At 60.3% G+C, this 15,335-nt stretch carries 17 protein-coding genes; 9 read left to right on the top strand and 8 right to left on the bottom strand.

Features of this window, described 5'->3' with window-relative positions; genetic code table 11:
- Window positions 1-36: 36 nt before the first annotated feature.
- The 3 genes from ACR0KJ_RS07785 to ACR0KJ_RS07775 form a co-directional block, all read right to left on the bottom strand.
- Window positions 37-912, bottom strand: coding sequence for a TIGR01459 family HAD-type hydrolase (locus ACR0KJ_RS07785; RefSeq protein ID WP_480626361.1), 876 nt, complete (start codon window positions 910-912; stop codon window positions 37-39).
- A gap of 240 nt (window positions 913-1,152) precedes the next feature.
- Complete coding sequence (locus ACR0KJ_RS07780) at window positions 1,153-2,073, bottom strand: manganese-dependent inorganic pyrophosphatase (protein ID WP_480626360.1); 921 nt, start codon at window positions 2,071-2,073, stop codon at window positions 1,153-1,155.
- A gap of 106 nt (window positions 2,074-2,179) precedes the next feature.
- Window positions 2,180-3,160: a TraB/GumN family protein gene (locus tag ACR0KJ_RS07775; RefSeq protein ID WP_480626359.1), complete on the bottom strand. Its 981-nt coding sequence runs from the start codon at window positions 3,158-3,160 to the stop codon at window positions 2,180-2,182.
- A gap of 113 nt (window positions 3,161-3,273) precedes the next feature.
- On the opposite strand from ACR0KJ_RS07775, the gene ACR0KJ_RS07770 reads away from it, so the two are divergent.
- The 6 genes from ACR0KJ_RS07770 to ACR0KJ_RS07745 all read left to right on the top strand — a co-directional run bounded on the left by ACR0KJ_RS07770 (window position 3,274) and on the right by ACR0KJ_RS07745 (window position 9,066).
- Window positions 3,274-3,948, top strand: a complete 675-nt coding sequence (locus tag ACR0KJ_RS07770) for a DUF2161 domain-containing phosphodiesterase (protein WP_480626358.1) — start codon at window positions 3,274-3,276, stop codon at window positions 3,946-3,948.
- A gap of 152 nt (window positions 3,949-4,100) precedes the next feature.
- Window positions 4,101-4,388 (top strand): co-chaperone GroES, encoded by a 288-nt coding sequence (gene groES / locus ACR0KJ_RS07765; protein ID WP_170352338.1) that lies wholly within the window; start codon window positions 4,101-4,103, stop codon window positions 4,386-4,388.
- A 55-nt stretch (window positions 4,389-4,443) separates the two neighbouring features.
- Complete coding sequence (gene groL / locus ACR0KJ_RS07760; protein WP_170452676.1) at window positions 4,444-6,087, top strand: chaperonin GroEL; 1,644 nt, start codon at window positions 4,444-4,446, stop codon at window positions 6,085-6,087.
- 176 nt (window positions 6,088-6,263) lie between these two features.
- Window positions 6,264-7,106 carry a DMT family transporter gene (locus tag ACR0KJ_RS07755; protein ID WP_170452674.1) on the top strand — a complete coding sequence of 281 codons (843 nt, stop codon included), beginning with the start codon at window positions 6,264-6,266 and terminating at the stop codon, window positions 7,104-7,106.
- Window positions 7,107-7,144: 38 nt separating this feature from the next.
- A complete protein-coding gene (locus ACR0KJ_RS07750) occupies window positions 7,145-7,918 on the top strand; it encodes an alpha/beta fold hydrolase (RefSeq protein WP_480626357.1) in 774 nt (257 codons plus the stop codon).
- Window positions 7,915-9,066: an alpha-D-ribose 1-methylphosphonate 5-triphosphate diphosphatase gene (locus tag ACR0KJ_RS07745; RefSeq protein ID WP_170452670.1), complete on the top strand. Its 1,152-nt coding sequence runs from the start codon at window positions 7,915-7,917 to the stop codon at window positions 9,064-9,066. The genes ACR0KJ_RS07750 and ACR0KJ_RS07745 overlap by 4 nt, the downstream gene beginning before the upstream one ends.
- A gap of 64 nt (window positions 9,067-9,130) precedes the next feature.
- Here the strand turns inward: ACR0KJ_RS07745 and ACR0KJ_RS07740 are convergent, their stop codons facing one another.
- The 4 genes from ACR0KJ_RS07740 to ACR0KJ_RS07725 form a co-directional block, all read right to left on the bottom strand.
- Complete coding sequence (locus ACR0KJ_RS07740; protein WP_170736465.1) at window positions 9,131-10,201, bottom strand: 5-(carboxyamino)imidazole ribonucleotide synthase; 1,071 nt, start codon at window positions 10,199-10,201, stop codon at window positions 9,131-9,133.
- A 2-nt stretch (window positions 10,202-10,203) separates the two neighbouring features.
- Complete coding sequence (locus ACR0KJ_RS07735; protein ID WP_170622863.1) at window positions 10,204-10,959, bottom strand: NAD(P)-binding domain-containing protein; 756 nt, start codon at window positions 10,957-10,959, stop codon at window positions 10,204-10,206.
- Entirely contained in the window at window positions 10,956-11,441 is a 486-nt protein-coding gene (purE, locus tag ACR0KJ_RS07730) for a 5-(carboxyamino)imidazole ribonucleotide mutase (protein WP_170452665.1), read from the bottom strand. The genes ACR0KJ_RS07735 and purE overlap by 4 nt, the downstream gene beginning before the upstream one ends.
- A gap of 64 nt (window positions 11,442-11,505) precedes the next feature.
- Window positions 11,506-11,730 carry a DUF465 domain-containing protein gene (locus tag ACR0KJ_RS07725; protein WP_170453145.1) on the bottom strand — a complete coding sequence of 75 codons (225 nt, stop codon included), beginning with the start codon at window positions 11,728-11,730 and terminating at the stop codon, window positions 11,506-11,508.
- Between the two features lie 163 nt (window positions 11,731-11,893).
- Between ACR0KJ_RS07725 and ACR0KJ_RS07720 the strand changes: the two genes are divergently transcribed.
- The 3 genes from ACR0KJ_RS07720 to ACR0KJ_RS07710 all read left to right on the top strand — a co-directional run bounded on the left by ACR0KJ_RS07720 (window position 11,894) and on the right by ACR0KJ_RS07710 (window position 13,515).
- The gene (locus ACR0KJ_RS07720) at window positions 11,894-12,307 is read left to right on the top strand and encodes an Hsp20 family protein (RefSeq protein ID WP_058275530.1); all 414 of its coding nucleotides are present in this window, start codon (window positions 11,894-11,896) and stop codon (window positions 12,305-12,307) included.
- A gap of 5 nt (window positions 12,308-12,312) precedes the next feature.
- The gene (locus tag ACR0KJ_RS07715) at window positions 12,313-12,537 is read left to right on the top strand and encodes a DUF1150 family protein (protein WP_050604806.1); all 225 of its coding nucleotides are present in this window, start codon (window positions 12,313-12,315) and stop codon (window positions 12,535-12,537) included.
- 102 nt (window positions 12,538-12,639) lie between these two features.
- The gene (locus tag ACR0KJ_RS07710) at window positions 12,640-13,515 is read left to right on the top strand and encodes a PhzF family phenazine biosynthesis protein (RefSeq protein WP_480626356.1); all 876 of its coding nucleotides are present in this window, start codon (window positions 12,640-12,642) and stop codon (window positions 13,513-13,515) included.
- A gap of 87 nt (window positions 13,516-13,602) precedes the next feature.
- On the opposite strand, the gene ACR0KJ_RS07705 is transcribed toward ACR0KJ_RS07710, so the two are convergent.
- Window positions 13,603-15,321, bottom strand: a complete 1,719-nt coding sequence (locus ACR0KJ_RS07705) for a bifunctional sulfate adenylyltransferase/adenylylsulfate kinase (protein WP_170452661.1) — start codon at window positions 15,319-15,321, stop codon at window positions 13,603-13,605.
- Window positions 15,322-15,335: the final 14 nt, after the last annotated feature.

The following is a 15,335-nucleotide window of genomic DNA, read 5'->3' as shown; positions in this document are numbered from 1 at the left end:
TTACTTCGCAACTGCAGAAAATCAAGTCAAAAATGACTACCGCAAGCGACCGATTGTATATGTCGGGCTGATCTTTTCCCTTTGTATATAGTCAGTTAAGGATTCAGCGTGTGGATGGTGCGACGTTTTTGTTTCGGCCGCCGCCAATCCGCCCGAGATGAACATGGTATCGATTCCCTCTCCCATCCCGCCCAGGATGTCGGTGTGGGGGCCATCGCCAATGGCAAGGATGTCAGAGTCGGCAACATCTGCGCCCAATTCCTGAAGGCGGCGGCGGGCCAGATCGTAGATGGGCGGGTGGGGCTTGCCGAAATACAGGCTCTCGCCACCCATCTCGGTGTAAAGCTTTGCCAGAGCCCCCGCGCACCACTCACGCACCTCGCCCCGGTCAACAACGATGTCAGGATTCGCACAGAGCAGCTTCATGCCCATCTGCTTGGCATACAGGAAGTCGGGCCGGTTCACATCGGGGTCCGCCATTGGATCGAAGGGTCCGCAGCAGACGATGCCCTCAGCCTCTTTCAGCGGAACACGTTCGATGTGGATGGGGTGGTGCAGCAGCTTCAACGGCTCAAAGAACCCCGCATCGCGCTGCCATTCCCCCATGAAATACACCTTGTGCCCGACCGCGCCGCGGAACATGGCGGACCGCGCGGAATCTCCGCTGGTTGCGATCGTGTCATAGGCATCAGCAGGCACGTTGAACTGGGTCAGCTGCGATGCGACCCCGGCGCGCGGTTTGGGAGAGTTTGTTACCAGCACGACCAACCCGCCGGCGGCGCGGTAGGCCTGCAACGCTGCCACCGCTTCGGGATAGGCGGTGATACCGTTGTGAACGCAGCCCCAGAGATCGACAAAAAGCGCCTTATAACGGTCGGAGATCTCGGTCAGAGAGGAGATAATCTGGGTCATTGGGTCTCTTTCGGCGATGAACTGCGGCTGCCAAGCCTATGGCAGAGCTTGACGGGTTTTGCCAGAGGGGGCTCTGCCCCCGCCGCCCGTGCCGGGCGTCTCCCCCGGGATATTTCGGGCCAGATGAAGCAAGGGATCCGTTCTTCATCTGGCTAAAAATATCCCGGAGCGCGAGGCAGAGCCTCGTAAAAAGAAAAAGGCGCCCGGTTCGGGCGCCTTTCACACGGGTATGGCAGAAGATCAGACCTTCAGGTTCGGGATGATCTGTTTCTTGCGGCTCATGATGCCGGGCAGGACAACGGCGTCGCCCTCAACCGATGCACCAAAGCTTTTCTCGGCAACGGTCTTGACCAGATCGTTCGGGACCAGCAAGGTGGCCTCTTCGTTCAGGATGTCCACGACGAACAGAAGCACCTGATCAACACCGTCCTCCTTTGCCACATCGACCATGGATGCAGCCAGGCTGTCTTTTCGGTCCAGCACAACGCCCGGCGCGGTGGTTTCCAGAACAGAAACGCGGAACTTGGTGCCGTCGACTTCGTATTCCTTGCTGTCCATGCGGATCAGTTCGGCGTCCGAGAACGAGGACACATCCGACTTCGCTGCAAACATGTCAGCCGCATAGGCCGAGACGTCCAGACCCAGTTCAGCCGCCAGCTTCTCGGCCACGGCGCGGTCATGCGCGGTGGTGGTGGGCGAGCGGAATTCCAGCGTGTCCGACAAGATGCAGGTCAGCGCCGCGCCTTTGACGGCTTCGGGCATCTTGGCGGCATAGTCGCCCATCAGGTCAACCATGATGGTTGCCGTGCAGGCCAGCGGGCGCACGGTGATGTCGATCGGGCCCTTGGTTTCCAGCCCGCCGACCAGCTTGTGGTGGTCGATGATCGCGCGGATGTCGGCGCTGTTGACGCTGGCGGGCAGTTCCGCCGGGTTGTTGGTGTCCACGATAACAACCGGCGCGTCGGCCTCGACATCGTCGATGATACGCGGCTTGGGCAGGTCCCAGCGTTGCAGCATATAAGCCGCTTCGGTGTTGGGTTCGCCCAGCAGAACGGGCTCGGCCTGTTCGCCTTTCACTTCATTCAGGTACCACGACCACAGGATCGGAGAACCGGTCGAGTCTGTGTCGGGAGATTTGTGGCCAAATACGAGGGTTGTCATGTCAGCTATCCTGAGGATTGGAAATTTGCGCGCCTTATAGGGCGCAAGGCACCGCTTGTCACCCGGTTGCGGCCTGCTGCGACTGTTGGTCTGCTATGCGCCTGGGTCAGAACGGCGCGCGGGTCAGGGCGTATCCTTCCTGTTCCAGCAAGGCGAGAAGACCGAAATCATGGCTGAGATGCCCGGCACCCACGGCGATGACGGCGGTTTGATCCTGAATGGCCAGAATATGCCTCATCCAATTCGCGTTGCGGGTCACCAGCAGTTTATGTTCGAACTGGTCCCATTCCGCGTTGTATTCGGTTTCCGACAGGCCCGAGGCCTCAAGCCCCTGCAACCGCGCCAGTTGCAGGATCTGGGCGTGCTGTTCCTCCAGATAGGCATTGGCCATGGTGGTCAGATGATTGGCGTCGCTTTGCATCGCCCCGGCCAGTCGCACCAACGAGTCCACCTGCTGATCCAGCGGCAGATCGTCGAACATGGTCATCAGGTCTTCGATCCGTTCCAGCGAGTGCTGGGGGATGCCGTTGGCCTCGGCCAGATCTGTCAGACGCGCGTCCATGCCGTATTTCGCGTCGGGGTTCTGCATCAGGCAGGGCGGAATGCCCAGCATCATGCTCAGAAACCAGGGCCGCATCTTGGCGGCCATCCAGCTTGGAATGCCCCGTTCCGTCAGCGACCCTGACAGGGCGGCCCAATCCTCGGCACTCATCAGCTCAATCAATGTGGGCCCCGAAGTGATCATTACCGGGCTCAGGTCCTTGGCCAAGCCCTGCTCAAACGTGTTCATCTCGGCCTGAGTGACCTCGAAATAAAAGGCGTCGGCCCGGCTCAAGGTTGGCGCCAACCGTTCGACCACCGCATCCATGCGCGCGTCGTTTGTGTGCAATGTGCCGATCAGATGCAGCGTGGTGTCGCCCTTGCGGGCGATCCAGTGGTTTCCTTCCGGATAGGGGATGTCAGCCAGTGCCTGATGCAGTTCCGAGCGGTCCGCTTCGGACATAAGCGGGCGCACATCATGCCCCTCACACGCGGCGTTGGCCGTCATGGGGAGTAGCAGAAAACCGAACAGGGCCAACAGACGCATGGATGAACCTCAGAGATTTGTCAGGCGGGACGACCAAGGATGTAGTCATGCAAATGCAGCATATTCAAGGCAACCCGTCTGGCATTTCAGCCCAAAACGCATAGCATGGGCGCATGGAGCGCGAGCAGGATCTTTACCCCCCGATCAAGGCAATGTTGGAGGGGCAGGGCTATACCGTCAAAGGTGAGGTCGGCGCAGCCGATATTGTCGCCATGCGCGACGGGTCCGAGCCGGTGATCGTCGAGTTGAAACTGCGGTTCTCACTGGCCTTGTTCCATCAGGCTGTCGCGCGGCTGCGGATTAGCGATCAGGTGTATCTGGGGGTCAGCAAACCGACCGGACGCACGGCCCGGCGTGCCTTGCGGGACAATCTGGCCCTGTGCCGCAGATTGGGGCTGGGCCTGATCACTGTTCGCAAGGATGGGGTTGTCGAGGTTCAGTGCGATCCCGGCCCGTATGCGCCGCGCAAGAACAAAGCCAAGGCCGCGCGGATGTTGCGCGAATTTGACCGGTTGGAAGGGGACCCAAACGCGGGCGGCGCAACCCGTCATGGGATCGTTACGGCCTATCGGCAGGATGCGCTGAAATGCGCCGCCCATCTGGCTGAACATGGTGCCACCAAGGGGGCTGCGGTCGCATCGGCCACCGGCGTGCCCGCCGCCACCCGTTTGATGCGCGAAAACCATTACGGCTGGTTCGACAAGGTCGAAAAAGGCATCTATGCATTGTCGGATGCAGGGTCCAAGGGCCTGAAACACTGGGCTTACAGTTGGGAACAGGCCGACTGACCCTTTGTGGCAAAAAATCCGTATCGGCTTGTTGACTCGGGGTTTCAGACCCCCTAGCTATGCGTCGTTATCACTCACACACCCCGAGTGCTAACGCCTCACCAGCCGGTGAGGGGAGGATAGATAAACTTTGAGCCCAAGGAGCTGCAAAGATGGCATTGAAACCGCTTCATGACCGTGTGCTGGTTCGCCGTACAGAAAGCGAAGAGAAAACCGCAGGCGGCCTGATCATTCCTGACAGCGCAAAAGAAAAGCCAAGCGAAGGCGAAGTCGTCGCAACCGGCGAAGGCGCGCGCAAGGACAGCGGCGAGCTGATCGCAATGGCTGTGAAAGCTGGCGACAAGATCCTGTTCGGCAAATGGTCGGGCACCGAGGTTCAGGTCGACGGCGAAGAGCTGCTGATGATGAAAGAAAGCGACATCATGGGGATCATCGAGTAAGCCCAAACGCTTTCTCTGATCTTCATTTCCAACTTATTTCTCAAGGAGAAACGACATGGCTGCAAAGGACGTCAAGTTCGACACCGATGCCCGTAACCGCATGCTGGCAGGCGTGAACATCCTGGCCGACGCTGTCAAAGTGACCCTGGGCCCCAAAGGCCGCAACGTGGTTCTGGACAAATCCTTCGGCGCACCGCGCATCACCAAAGACGGTGTTTCGGTTGCCAAGGAAATCGAACTGGAAGACAAGTTCGAAAACATGGGCGCGCAGATGGTGAAAGAAGTCGCCAGCCGCACCAATGACGAAGCCGGCGACGGCACCACCACCGCAACTGTTCTGGCACAGGCCATCGTTCGCGAAGGTCTCAAGCAGGTTGCAGCTGGCCTGAACCCGATGGACCTGAAGCGCGGCATCGACCTGGCAACTGCCAAGGTTGTTGCGGGCATCAAAGACGCATCGCGTGAAGTCAAAGACTCGGCCGAAGTTGCTCAGGTTGGCACCATCTCGGCCAACGGCGAAGCCGAGATTGGCCAGCAGATCGCGGATGCGATGCAGAAGGTTGGCAACGAAGGCGTTATCACCGTCGAAGAAAACAAAGGTCTGGAAACCGAGACCGATGTTGTCGAAGGTATGCAGTTCGACCGCGGCTACCTGTCGCCCTACTTCGTCACCAACGCAGACAAGATGATCGCAGAGCTCGACGACTGCATGATCCTGCTGCACGAAAAGAAACTGTCCTCGCTGCAGCCGATGGTTCCGTTGCTGGAGCAGGTAATCCAGTCGCAGAAGCCGCTGCTGATCATCGCAGAAGACGTTGAAGGCGAAGCGCTGGCAACTCTGGTTGTCAACAAACTGCGCGGCGGCCTGAAAATTGCTGCTGTCAAGGCACCGGGCTTCGGCGATCGCCGCAAAGCCATGCTGCAGGACATCGCGATCCTGACCGGCGGTCAGGTCATCAGCGAAGATCTGGGCATGAAGCTTGAGTCCGTCACCATGGACATGCTGGGCACCGCCAAGAAAATCGAAATCACCAAAGACGAAACCACCATCGTTGACGGTGCAGGCGAGAAAGCCGAGATCGAAGCCCGCGTTGGCCAGATCCGCACTCAGATCGAAGAAACCACCAGCGACTACGACCGTGAGAAGCTGCAAGAGCGTGTTGCCAAACTGGCAGGCGGTGTTGCCGTGATCCGCGTCGGCGGCATGACCGAAGTCGAAGTGAAAGAGCGTAAGGACCGTGTGGACGATGCTCTGAACGCGACCCGCGCTGCTGTGCAGGAAGGCGTTGTCGTGGGCGGTGGTGTTGCGCTGGTTCAGGCCGGTAAAGCACTGGAAGCTTTGGAAGGTGCAAACGCTGACCAGAACGCGGGTATCAACATCGTTCGCAAGGCCATCGAAGCGCCGCTGCGCCAGATCGCTGAAAACGCAGGTGTTGACGGTGCGGTTGTTGCTGGCAAGGTCCGTGAATCGTCGGACGCTGCATTTGGCTTCAACGCTCAGACCGAAGAATATGGCGACATGTTCTCGTTCGGCGTGATCGACCCGGCCAAAGTTGTCCGCACCGCTCTGGAAGATGCGGCATCGGTTGCTGGCCTGCTGGTCACCACCGAAGCAATGGTTGCCGACAAGCCTGCCAAAGAAGGCGCAGCACCCGGTGGCGGCATGCCCGACATGGGCGGCATGGGCGGCATGATGTAAGACGTCGTCTTTTTGGAAGACTGAGTTATGGGGTCGCCTTCGGGCGGCCCCGTTTCGTTTTGAATAGCCGCTGCGCGGCTATGCCTCCGGCGGAGGTATTTTTGAATAGAAGAAGATTTGGGTCGGCTGAGGCAATGTGAGTGTGCAAACCCAGCGGAACCGGCTATGCGGTTGGAATGAGATTGCTTCTGCTGACCGCCCTGACCATGTGCGCCTTTGCGGCGAACTCGATCCTGAACCGGCTGGCGATTGACAGCGGCGCCAGTGACCCGGCCAGCTTCGCAGTGTTTCGGGTGATGTCCGGTGCGGCGGTTCTGTGGGCGTTGGTACTGCTGCGCGGCGTCGCACTACCGCTGCGTTCGCGCAGGCGGATTGTGGGGGCTGGATCGTTGTCCCTCTATATGATCGGGTTTTCGCTGGCCTATTTGACCCTCGACGCGGGTCTGGGCGCGTTGATCCTGTTTGCGGTTGTGCAGATTACCATGTTTGCCGTCGGCGCAATCATGGGGGCGACGCCGACCATGCGGCAGGTCGCAGGGGCCGGGATTGCGTTGGCGGGTCTGACCTATGTGCTGTGGCCCAGCGGTTCGGTTCACGTCGATGCGCTGGGCGCGGGGCTGATGGTTGCGGCCGGGTTGGGCTGGGCGGTGTATTCCTTGGCAGGACGGTCCGAACCGGACGCGCTGGCAGGCACGGCTGCGAACTTTGTGGTTGCCTTGCCGATCACAGGGCTGGTGCTGGTCGGTATGGGTGGCAATTGGCAAATGACCGGTTTGGGGTATCTGCTGGCCGCGTTGTCTGGGGGCGTGACATCGGGCCTGGGCTATGCGCTTTGGTACCGTGTGCTGCCGCAGCTTTCCCCGTCGGTTGCGGCGGTGGTTCAACTCAGCGTGCCGGTGATCGCCATCGTCGGAGGTGTTGTCTTGTTGGGCGAGGTTGCTGGCCCGCGCCTGGTGGCAGGGACGGCTTTGGTTCTGGGCGGAATCGCCCTGGCCGTTCTGCGCCGGACCCGAGGGTAGGTCTTTCCACAGCTTCAGATCGGCGCTATTGGGCGGGTATGAGACTTCTGTGCGCCCTGATTTTCCTGTGTCTGCCTGCCGCGGCAAGTGCGAAATGCGTGATCCTGCTGCATGGGCTGGCACGGACCGAGGCGTCATTTTCGGTGATGGAGCAGCTGTTCAAGGCCCATGATTATACGGTCGTTCGGCCCGGATACCCGTCGACCGACATGGGCATACCCGAACTGGCCGAACAAACCCTGCCGGACGCGTTTGCGGCCTGTGGTGAGGACGAGGCCAACGTTGTGGCGCATTCGATGGGCGGCATCCTGTTGCGCTATTGGTTGCAGGACAACCATCCCGAAAACATGGGTCGCGCAGTCATGCTGGGCCCGCCCAATCAGGGCAGCCAACTGGTCGACGAACTCAGTGCGTGGGAAGTGTTCGGCTATCTGAACGGCCCCGCCGGATTGCAACTGGGAACGGGTCCGGAAGGCATCCCGCGCAAACTGCCTGCCGTGGATTTCGATCTGGGCGTGATCGCGGGCGAGAATTCTCTGAACCCTTTGTTCTCATCGCTGATCGACGGTCCCGATGATGGCAAAGTGTCGGTTGAGACAACGAAGCTCGACGGCATGGCAGATCACATCGTTTTGCCGGTCACGCATACCTTCATGATGAACAACCCACGCGTCATGGCGCAGGCGCTGCATTTCATCGAATTCGGACAGTTTGATCCGCAAATCACGTGGCTCGACAGCGTGCTCGACGTCATCGAAGAAATCTGTATCGGCGAAGATTGTTCCGAGCCTGACTCGGAACCGACGCGATGACCCGCCTAAACCTTACGCTGACCGGCGCAGAGGTGCTGTTGCCGCAAGAGGGTCTGTCTCGCGCGCCGCTTTCGATCGCCGACGGGCAGGTGCAGGAAACGCAGGTCGGGCGCGAGGTTGACCTGTCCGGCTATCTCGTTCTGCCGGGGATCATCGACCTTCACGGCGACGGATTCGAACGCCACATCGCCCCGCGTCGTGGTGCGATGAAGCAGATGAACGAAGGCATCCTGTCCGTCGAGGCCGAACTGGCCGCAAACGGGATCACGACCGCCGTGCTGGCCCAGTTCTACAGCTGGGAAGGCGGTGTGCGGGGCCCGGAGTTCGCGGGGCAGGTGTTTGAGGCGATCCGGGCCGTCAAAACCGACACAGTCACCGATCTGATCCCGCAATTGCGGTTCGAGACCAATATGCTCGACGATTACGCTGGTATGGCCCGGCGCATCGCCGATTGGCAGGTCCCTTACGTGGTGTTCAACGACCACTTGCCACATGACCGGCTGGCCCAGGGCAAAAAGCCGCCGCGCCTGACCGGGCAGGCGTTGAAAGCCGGACGCAATCCTGACGCGCATTTCGAATTGCTTCTCGACATGCACGCGCGCCGGGGTGACGTTCCCGCAGCGGTTGAGGCGCTCAGCGCCGAGCTCTCGGAAATGGGTGTTCGTCTGGGCAGCCATGACGACGCAACCGCCGAGACCCGTGCCTGGTGGCGGGATCAGGGTGCCCTGATCGCCGAGTTTCCGGAAACGTTGGAGGCGGCCGAGGCCGCGCGCCTGGCCGGTGATCACGTCATACTCGGGTCGCCGAACGTTGTGCGCGGTGGGTCGCACAAAGGGAATGCAAGCGCGGTCGAACTTGTCGCGATGGGCCTTTGCGACGCTCTGGCGTCGGACTACCACTATCCCAGCCCCCGCCGTGCCGCGCTGATGCTGGCCAAGTCCGGCGTTCTGGATTTGGCAGGCGCGTGGGGCCTGATCTCGTCCGGTCCCGCAAGTGTTCTTGGCCTGACGGATCGCGGCACGCTTGAACCGGGCAAACGCGCCGATCTGGTCATTCTGGACGCGCAAACCTACCGTGTCGCCGCGACGCTGGCGGCAGGGCGCGTCAGCTACATGTCCGGAGATATCGCGGCCCGGTTCATCACCTGATCCCGGCCCGCCTTCTTCTGTTCAAAAATACCTCCGCCGGAGGCATCGCGCGTCAGCGCGATTTTCAGCCCCGAACGATCCGGTTGAAATGACCCATCTTGCGGCCCGGCTTGACCTCGGCCTTGCCATACAGATGCAGGGCGACATCCCGTTCCTGCGCCAATTCAGGTACGCGGTCCATGTCGTCACCAATCAGGTTCTCCATCACCACGTCCGAATGACGTTGGCCATCACCCAGAGGCCAGCCAGCTACTGCCCGGATATGCTGTTCGAACTGATCCACGGCGCAGCCATTCTGCGTCCAGTGGCCCGAGTTGTGGACGCGCGGGGCGATTTCATTCACGATCAGGCCCTCTGGCGTCACAAACAGCTCGACACCCATCACGCCGACATAGTCCAACGCGTTCAGAATATTGGCCGCCAGCAGGATCGCGTCGCTGCGTTGCGCAGGCCGCAGTCGGGCAGGGATGGTCGTTGTACGCAAAATGCCATCGCGATGGACATTTTCGCCGGGATCGAAACAGGCCACCTGACCGTCCAGACCGCGCGCCGCGATGATTGATACCTCGTGGCTGAAATTGACGAAGCCTTCCAGAATCGCAGGTGCTCCGGCCATGTCGGCCAAAGCCGTCTCGGCATCCTCGGGCGTGCTCAGGCGCGCCTGTCCTTTGCCGTCATAGCCAAAGCGGCGGGTTTTCAGGATGGCAGGCGCGCCGATTTGGTCAATCGCGGCCTCAAGGCTGGCCATATCGGTGATGTCCGCAAAGGGCGCAGTGTTCAGTCCCAGATCCTGAAGAAATGTCTTTTCGGTCAGGCGGTCCTGACTGACCCGCAGTGCCTCGCGTCCGGGGCGAATGGGGCGGTGGGCTTCCAGAATGTCCAGCGCCTCGGTGGGGATGTTTTCGAATTCATAGGTGATGACATCGACCGATTCCGCGAAGGCTTTCAGCGCCTCGGCATCGTCATAGGCCGCCGTTGTCACCCGATCTGCGACCTGTCCCGCAGGCGGGTTTGCGCCGGGCTCATAGATATGGCTGACAAAGCCCAGCCGTGCCGCCGCAACCGATAGCATCCGGCCCAATTGACCACCGCCCAGAATTCCAATCGTTGCGCCGGGGGCGAGCATCTTTGTCATCATCAGGTCTCCAACCGTTTGCCAATCGCCGCCAGGGCCGCGTTCAGCGCGTCATGTGCTTTGCCCGAACGTAAACTCTCGGTCATTTGCAGGCTCAGCGTTCCATCGGTGGCCAGCGCATCTCGTTCGGCCGCCAGTCGCCCCGCTTTGCCTTTTTCCATCGCGGAAAGAAAGCCCGAGAACAGCTGTGTTGTATAAAATTCCGCACTGTCTGCGTCGCCTGTCTGCCCGGCCAGCCATTCCGACCCGGTTGCCATCAGATCCAGCAGGCCCGGCACCATGGCGCAAATCGCGAAATGGGCATTCAGGGCGGCCTCACTCTCGACCCTGATCACGGGGTTTTCCGGCTCGAACAGATCGGCCAGAAGGCGATCATTGCCCAATGCGGCCAGAGGGCACCCGCCGGTTTCCAGAAAGCCCAGAGGAATGGTTTGAACAAAATCCTTCGCAGGTGCGCAAAGCTCGGCCAGTTGATCCGAAGGGACTGCAGCCATGACCGACACGATTTGCTGATCGGCGCGGAACGTCAGCGGGGTCAGAATGTCGGCGGCCACATGAGGGCGCAGGCACAGAAAGACGATCTCAGAGGCGTCAATCACGGTTTGCGGGTCCGTGACTGTCACGCCGAGTTCCGATTTCAGTTGCGAGGACACCTCGGCGTTGCGCTGGGTGACGCAGATGTCATGCCCCTTGGCCGCCAGAAAACGCACCATCGGCGCTGCGATGTGCCCGGTTCCGACAAAGCCGATGCGGCTCATCCCTCGGGCTCTTGAGCGATTGAGGCTGACAGGGCCGCGCGCCACGCATCCAGCCGTTCGGCCAAAGCGTCATCCTGCAGGGCCAGAATACCGGCAGCCATCAGCCCCGCATTTGCGCCGCCCGCCGATCCGATCGCCATGGTAGCAACAGGAAACCCCTTGGGCATCTGCACGATGGAATAAAGCGAATCGACCCCCGACAAGGCCCGTGTCTGCACCGGAACTCCGATCACCGGCACGCGGGTTTTCGACGCCATCATGCCCGGCAGATGCGCCGCACCGCCTGCACCGGCAATAATCACGCTCAGACCACGTTCAACAGCGGTTTTGCCATAGTCCCAAAGACGGTCCGGTGTGCGATGGGCCGACACGATGCGCTTTTCATAAGCCACACCCAACTCGTCCAGAATATCTGCGGCTTCTTTCATCGTGGGCCAGTCCGACTGGCTGCCCATGATGATCCCGACCTTGACGTTACCCATCCGCTAAATCCCCGCCCGTTTGCAGAGCGCGCACTATATCCAAATCCGCCTTCGTGGCAATGCGTTAGGCGATGATGTCCGGGGTAAGGCGATCCTCGATCAGACGGATAATGTCTTTCAGCCGCAATTTCTGCTTTTTCAACCGTTTGATCGTCAGTTGATCCGCCGTTCCGGTGGATTGCAGCGCCTCGATAGCTTCGTCCAGATCGCGGTGCTGTCGTCGGAAAACCTCAAGCTCAACCCGCAGAACGTCATCTGTTTTCATCGAAAGGTCGGTGGGCGCGTTCATTGGCGACTCGGGCTGGTTGTGGTGCGTCATCAACAAGATAGTGTGTCAGACGTTATCGCGCCAGACCTTGTGGACATCCTGGTTTCTTCCCATATTCTATTATGCGCGGTTGCCGGAACGGGGCCGCACAACACGTCGCTTTGGCAATAAAGGACGAGAAAACGTGTCAAAACTTACTCTTGGCTCTTACCCGCATCTTTTGGGGTTCGAGCAGTTGGAACGCCTTCTGGAACGGTCTGCAAAGGCTGGTAATGAAGGGTATCCGCCCTACAACATCGAACAGACCTCGGACTTTTCGTACCGCATCACTCTGGCGGTGGCCGGGTTCGCGGAAGAGGATCTGTCGATCACGATCGAGGATCGCCAGCTGGTGATCCGGGGCCGTCAACGCGACGACAGCGAGGGGCGCATATTCCTGCACCGTGGCATCGCGGCGCGTCAGTTTCAGCGCATGTTCGTGCTGGCGGACGGTGTCGAGGTCGGTGAGGCGATTATGGAAAACGGTCTGCTGCATGTGGATCTGACCCGCGCCGTGCCGGAAACCGTGGTTCAGACAATCAACATACGGAAGGGGTAAGAGCAATGAATACACCGATTGAGATCAACACCGAAGGCGACCGTATCGTTTATGTCAAAACGGTCGAGGTGGCCGATCTGCCGCGTGATCTGCGCGATCAGGCAGGCGATTTGGATCAGCTTTATGCGGTACACGACTCGGATGGCCAGCAATTGGCGCTGGTGGCCGACCGCAAGCTGGCCTTTGTGCTGGCCCGACAGCATGACCTGTCCCCGGTGGCCGTTCACTGAACGGCCCCTTCACACCGGATAGGGCGTGACATTCCCAGCGACACGCGCGACACATGACCACAGGCGGACGCCGCCGCATCATCTGTGTCAGGGAGTTTTCGCATGAGCTGGTTTGACTTCGATTGGGTAGACGCGTTCAGCGACCGGGCCTTTGGCGGTAACGGCTGTGCCGTGGTGCACGAAGGCGCGGAACTGCCCGAGAATGTGTGCATGGCCTATGTCCGGGAAACCTCGCTGGTAGAATGCACCTTTACCGGCCCGTCCGAGGTGGCCGATATTCGCGTCCGGTACTTTCTGGCCAGCCGTGAGATTCCCTTTGCCGGGCATCCGACAATTGCGACAGTTGCCGCGATGCGGTCGCGCGGGATGATTTCGGGCGATGCGCTGACCTTGGAAACCGGGGCCGGGATTGTGTCGATCCGGTTGATCGGGGACCAGATCGAAATGACGCAAGTCGCGCCGCAGTTCGGCGTACATGTTCCAGCGGAATTGGTGGCCTCGGCCATCAGCCTGCCGGAAAGTGCCATTATCTCGCCGCCGCAACTGGTTTCCACCGGGTTGCCGTTCTGTATCACGGTCCTGCGCGATCACGATGCCCTGCGCGCGGCACGGCTGGATGAAGGGCCATTGCGAGAAGTAGCCGCCGCCGCTGGCTATTCGGGCTCGGACATGGCGGAACCGTTTCTGGTGACGCTGCAAGGCGCGACATCTGAGGGGGACACGTTCTCGCGCCTGTTGCTGGCACCGCCCAGCCCGCCCGAGGATCCATTCACCGGATCAGCAACCGGCGCGATGGCGGCTTACCTGTGGAAATACGGCTTGATGGACAAGGACAGTTTTATTGCCGAGCAGGGCCACGATATGGGCCGTCCCGGGCAGGCGACGGTCACCCGCGTCGGGCCGCGTGATGCCATGACCGGGATCAAGGTGGCAGGCTGTGGTCATATCCTGATGCGCGGACAGGTCGATTTGGGCTAAGGCTAAACGAAACTTGGCTCGGTGACAGTTTGGAAACAAAAAAAGCCCCCGGCGAAGCGGGGGCTTTTCATTCAATTTGCCTTTAGATCAGGTCGCGGCGATCAGGCCCATGCTTTCCAGCTTCAACAGAACCTGATGGGCGCAGTTGTCCACATCCACATTCTCGGTCTCGACCGTCAGCTCGGGGTTCTGGGGCACGTCGTAGGGGTCCGAGATGCCGGTGAATTCCTTGATCTTGCCCTCACGCGCCAGTTTATACAGGCCCTTGCGGTCGCGCCGTTCGCATTCCTCGATGCTGGTGGCCACGTGAACCTCGCAGAAAGCACCGAACTGCTCGACATCTTCGCGCACCGCGCGACGGGTGGTGGCGTAGGGCGCGATCGGAGCACAAATGGCGATACCACCGTTCTTGGTGATCTCGGACGCGACATAGCCGATGCGGCGGATGTTCAGGTCGCGATGCTCTTTCGAGAAACCAAGCTCGGATGACAGGTTCTTACGAACGATGTCCCCATCCAGCAGCGTGACCGGACGGCCACCCATCTCCATCAGCTTGACCATAAGCGCGTTGGCGATGGTGGATTTGCCCGAGCCCGAAAAGCCGGTGAAGAACACGGTAAAGCCCTGCTGGCTGCGCGGCGGCTTGGTCTTGCGCAGCTCGGCCACAACCTCGGGGAAGCTGAACCATTCCGGAATTTCCAGACCTTCAGCCAGACGGCGGCGCAGTTCGGTGCCCGAGATGTTCAGGATCGTGACGTTATCCTTGTCGGCGATCTCGTCATTCGGTTCGTACTGGGCGCGTTCCTGCACATAGACCATGTGTTTGAAGTCGACCATTTCGACGCCGATTTCATCCTGGAACTGACGGAACAGGTCCTGTGCATCATAGGGACCATAGAAATCCTCACCGGCGGAATTCTTGCCGGGGCCAGCATGGTCGCGGCCGACGATGAAATGGGTGCAGCCGTGGTTGGCGCGGATCAGGCCGTGCCAGACCGCCTCGCGCGGGCCAGCCATGCGCATCGCCAGATTCAGCAGCGACATCGAGGTGGTGGACGCGGGGTATTTGTCCAGCACCGCCTCATAGCAGCGGACGCGGGTAAAGTGGTCCACATCGCCCGGTTTGGTCATGCCGACAACCGGGTGAATCAACAGGTTGGCCTGCGCTTCCTTGGCGGCGCGGAAGGTCAGTTCCTGATGTGCACGGTGCAGCGGGTTGCGGGTTTGGAACGCAACGATGCGACGCCAGCCCAGCTTGCGGAAATAGGCGCGCAGCTCGTTCGGGGTGTCGCGGCGGGCGCGGAAATCATAGTGCACCGGTTGCTGGATGCCGACAACGGGACCACCCAGATAGACCTTACCGGCGACGTTGTGCAGATAGTTCACCGCAGGGTGCGCGTCGTCATCGGCGCCAAACACCTTTTCAGCCTCGCGTGCCTTGTCCGGCGTCCAGCGGTCGGTCACGGTCATGGTGCCCAGAATAACGCCTTCCTGATCGCGCAGGGCAATATCCTGACCCAGCTCGATGTTGTCTGCAAAATCCTCGCTGACGTCCAGCGTGATTGGCATCGGCCACAGGGTGCCATCGGCCAGACGCATATTCTCGACGACGTTGTCGTAATCGGCCTCGGACAGGAAGCCTTTGAGCGGGTTGAACCCGCCATTCATCAGCAGTTCCAGATCGCAGATTTGGCGCGGGCTCAGATCCCAGCTGGTCAGATCGGCGGCGTCGACCTTCAGTTTCTGTGCCGACTCGTAGGACACATACAATTCAGGGATCGGGGCCAGATTACTTAACATCGTCATCAGAATACTCTTGT

It is taken from the genome of Ruegeria sp. AD6, from assembly GCF_056542325.1.
The sequence above is the reverse complement of the archived record's forward strand: the minus strand, read 5'-3'. Positions and strand labels throughout refer to the sequence as shown.